The 4,381-nt window shown below is 54.4% G+C and carries 3 protein-coding genes; 1 reads left to right on the forward strand and 2 read right to left on the reverse strand.

Annotation, left to right across the window (positions count from 1 at the left end; translation table 11 throughout):
* On the reverse strand, positions 1-649 hold a 649-nt coding region (locus GBM95_RS11125), incomplete at its 3' end, for a hypothetical protein (protein ID WP_152159160.1).
* 356 nt (positions 650-1,005) lie between these two features.
* On the opposite strand from GBM95_RS11125, the gene GBM95_RS11130 reads away from it, so the two are divergent.
* On the forward strand, positions 1,006-2,880 hold the full coding sequence (locus GBM95_RS11130) for a DEAD/DEAH box helicase family protein (RefSeq protein ID WP_152159161.1): 1,875 nt from the start codon (positions 1,006-1,008) through the stop codon (positions 2,878-2,880).
* Between the two features lie 149 nt (positions 2,881-3,029).
* Here GBM95_RS11130 and GBM95_RS11135 read toward each other — a convergent pair.
* On the reverse strand, positions 3,030-4,381 hold a 1,352-nt coding region (locus tag GBM95_RS11135; protein WP_152159162.1), incomplete at its 5' end, for an IS1634 family transposase.

Raw genomic sequence — 4,381 nt, forward strand, 5'->3', positions numbered from 1 at the left:
CTCGCTGAGGTCGTGTAAATCCCGGAGACATCCGGGTTGTGACCGAAGAAGCGAGAAGCCTCGCCCAATTCGAAGAATTGGACGGGGAGTAGTCACCAAAGATTGCAGCCTTCATGTCTATTCCGCTTTGAATGCGCGCAGCGAGTTCGGCGGCATTTTCCATCACGACCTCTCCGCCTTTCGTCAGTCGGACGGTCTTAATCTTTTCGAGGAGCGCCATTTTTCCCCGCACATCGCGCTCGCTGCTTCCCCAGGGCCTTCCAATTCGGTAGCGATATGGGATATCCGCCTTCAATCCTGCGGATGGAGAGAAGACATCCGACGGCTCCATCTCTGAAAAGTCTTTCGCCTCATCGCGGTACGCGAATGCCATGAGCCGTCTGCATTCGCTGCCATTCTGTTCATCCAGTGCCTTTTTGAAGTCCTGAATGACGCCTTCCCGGCAGAGCTTCGCCAAAACGCCCGCGATGAGCTGCGCCTGCATCGGCACCTCAATTCCTTTGCCCTCGGCGAATAAGGCGTTCCCTTCCCGGCGGAAGTAATCCGCAATGCCGTCCGCGAGATCCCAAAGCGCGAAGCGCGGCCCATCGAGCAATGGAACGGCATAGCCCGCATCCTTCCACTGCCGCAGGATCTGCTCCGTCTTCATTGCGGCACTCCTTTCACTCATTCGGGGCGATGGAGGAAGAAACGCACGCGGCGAATACCTCTCGAGGTTCATGATCGAAAATCCTTTCTCATCTTCTGCCTGTGATCGGCGACGACATCATCCTGGCATCAATCGCGTCGAGGCTCTTCATGACGATTCAGAAGTAGGCAGGCATTGTTTGAGCCGCATCAACGATGAGCGCTGGATGGATGCTCGAAGACCGCTCCTCAACGGTTCTCAGAGAGAGGAAAAGCACGGGCATGGAGCCCGAAGCGTCACTCTCTGCGTTTTTCTCTCTCGCCCTTCTTTGCGGCTGCTAAGCTGCGCAAAAGGGAAAAATACTTTGGGGGAGGCGCATGCCCGTTTCCATCAACAACGAGAGGTCGAGCGAATCCATGATTCGCGAGAGTCTGGTCACGTCATTCATTGACAGCCGCACTGAGTCGCCGCTTGAAAGCCGCACCGCGCTCATCTTCAATGACAGAGACCGCGGCGTCAAAGTCTTGAATGAAATCGAAGAGGCGCTCGGGTGGTGCGACTCCTTCTCGATCAGCGTTGCCTTCATCACGATGGGCGGCATAGTGCCCTTGATTCCGGCGCTCACGGCGCTTGAAGCTCGGGGCGTCAAAGGCAGGCTCCTCACGACGGACTATCTGCGCTTCACGAAGCCCGATGCCTTGAGGAAGCTCCTCACCTTCAAGAATCTGGACGTCCGCATGTACCGCACGGAAGAGGATTCCGGGAACGGCTTTCACACCAAGGGCTACATCTTCAGCGCGAAGGAGCTCTGCCGAATCATTGTGGGCTCGTCGAACTTGACTCAGGCGGCGCTCACGACGACGCGCGAATGGAATCTCAATCTCCTCTCGCGCCAGACGGGTGAAATTGCCGAGGTCATCCAGAAGGAGTTCGACTATCTCTGGAATCGCCCGGAGGCGAAGCCCCTCGCCGACGTGATCGACGCGTACGCGTACGAATATAAGGCTGTCGCAGAGGCGCAGGCCGATGCGCGGCGGCTTCTGATCCGCGAGGAAGAAAAGGCAAAGGTAGTGCCCAATGCCATGCAGGCCGCTTTCGTGAAGAGCCTCTGGGACTTGAAGACGCAGCATCAGCAGGATCGCGCGCTCCTCATTTCGGCAACGGGCACGGGGAAAACGTATGCGTCCGCCTTCGCCGCGCAGAAGCTTGCTCCCAAGCGACTGCTTTTCGTCGTTCACCGCGAGCAGATCGCCAAGCAAGCGATGAAGAGCTTCAAGCGCGTTTTAGGCGAAAAGGATCACACTTTCGGACTCCTCTCGGGAACCAATAAAGCGTCGGACCGCGATTTCGTTTTCGCGACCATGCAGACGATCTCAAGGGACGCTGTGTTGAAGAGCTTCCCCAAAGACGCCTTCGACATGATCATCATTGACGAAGCCCACCGCGCCGGAGCGGAAAGCTACCGGAAGATCATGGCGCACTTCGTCCCCCAATTCTGGCTCGGCATGACGGGGACGCCGGAGCGCAATGACGGCTTCAATATTTATGCGCTCTTCAACCACAACATTGCCTATGAAATTCGTCTTCAGCAGGCGCTTGAAAACGATTTCCTGACGCCTTTCCATTACTTCGGCATTGCGGACCTTTGGGTGACGAACGAGAAGGGAGGGGCCAAGCACAAAATCGATGATTTCAGAAGGCTCGAAGATCCCGAGCGCTTCGCGCACATGCTCGAAGAGTGCGACCGCTACGGCTACAGCGGAAATAAGCGCCGAGCGCTTGTCTTTGTTTCCACGAAGCGCGAGGCGGAGGCGCTCGCGCGCTATCTCAATGAATGCTATCGTCCGGCACTTGCGCTCACGGGCGATGACAGTCAGGCGGCACGAGAAGATGCCGTTGCCCGCCTCGTTTCGGGCGAAGGCGAACGGCTTCTCGAATTCATTGTGACAGTGGATATCTTCAACGAAGGCGTCGATATTCCTGAAATCAATCAAGTCATTCTGATGCGCCCGACTGAGAGCGCAATCATCTTCATCCAGCAGCTCGGGCGCGGACTGAGAAAGTTCGAGGGTAAGGAATTCGTCACGATTCTCGACTTCATCGGTGCATACGAAAAGAACTACCTGATTGCGACGGCGCTCTCGGGCGACCGCTCCTACGTGAATTTCCAGCGGTTTCCTACTCTCGACGCCAAGAAGCTCGTTAACGCCCCAAAAATGTCAGCACATCATCGAGGGATTTGCCACTTTTAGATAGCGCTTGAAGAATGGCGTCTGCCTGACGAAATTTCTTCTCACGCTCAAGCCCTCGAAGCTCAGCGGTCAGTTTGTCGAGTCTAGCCTTCGTCTTGAACAGATCCTCTTGAACCTTCTTGATCCGGTTGTCGATAGAGGTGATGGACTTATTCCTCGGCATCATAAACCTCCGTCATGTAGAGATCTTCGTCGCCGTCCTCATCCTCATCCTCATCATCCGGTTCCTCGGTGAATGAGGTGTTTTCCGATCCTGCAATCATCTCGGAGATCGAGCTGGCGCGCGCCATGACGTGATTCTTCGTCAAACCAAACGCTCTTAGAATCTCCTCTTGATTCTTCGTAATTGCGTGATCAAGCTGATATCTGCCTTGATTGATGCGTACCAACTCAATCTTGTCCAACTCTTTGACGGCGGCCGGCACCGTCATGTAGTTTTTGCGTACATTGAGCTTGAGCATTTCGTCCTTAAGCAGGCAATAGATGCGTTGCCGAATGATGAGCGCGATGAATTCGACGAGCATTTTCGCCTTCACGGAACGTGCGGAATGTACGCGAGCAGTCTTTGAGCCCAGAAACGTTTTATCTGCTCGGAACAGCTTTTCAGAGGCGTCTCGGCCGTAGTAGAGCAGATACGCATCCTGAGCGCTCATGTTGTCGGACGTAACGATGCAGAAGTAGCCACACCGTTCCAGCTCTTTCTCTACAGCCTCCGTTTTTTCCAGAGCGGTCACGAGACGTCCTTCGTCGTCGTAGAGAAAATCGAAGAATCTTGTGTGCGGTTCACCAAAAGTGATCTGCTGGCCGACGGAGCGTTCGATAAGTCGTTGCATCTGCTCGATTTCATCTTCCAAACGGCAGCGTTCCTTCATCATTTTGACGGGACTGAAGAACAGATGCAGGTAGCGTTCTCTCTCGTCATCAGGGAAGAGCTTGCGTTTGACGGTGGTTCCGTGAATGTGATGCCCGGCAATGCTGCAGGCGCGGCGTGTTTCAAAGGTACCCCGGTGTTCATCGATGATGGCGCAAACAAGCGGCTTGCAACCCTTGACCATCATGACAAAACCGTAGTTCTTTTCATCCATGTAGCGGATGTTGGCTTTACAGAAATATCCGCGGTCAATGATGAAGCCGATGTTCTTGTATCCGTATCCGACAGCCTTATCGACCATGAATTTGAACTGGCTGACATCATTGATCGACCCCGGATAGAGCTCATAGAAGAGTGGGATCCGGTTGTTTTGGTCCATGGCAAGGCCGACATTAAAGATCGGCAGTCCGAGGTCAACCTTGGCCTTCCCGAACTCGACAAAATCAACATCCCCTGCCTGACAGTTCTTATTCGTGGAATCATAAGACACGTAGATGCGCGACTTATGATCACGATCCGTGTTCCAGTCATTAAGAAAACCAGCTATCTGTTCGTCCTTCACTGAGGACAGGAACTTGGACACTGTCGAATCGCTGTAAATGCGCATGCCCGGAGAGAACAGCGGATGGC

It is taken from the genome of Sutterella seckii (assembly GCF_009183815.1).
In the GTDB taxonomy this organism is placed as follows: domain Bacteria; phylum Pseudomonadota; class Gammaproteobacteria; order Burkholderiales; family Burkholderiaceae_F; genus Sutterella; species Sutterella seckii.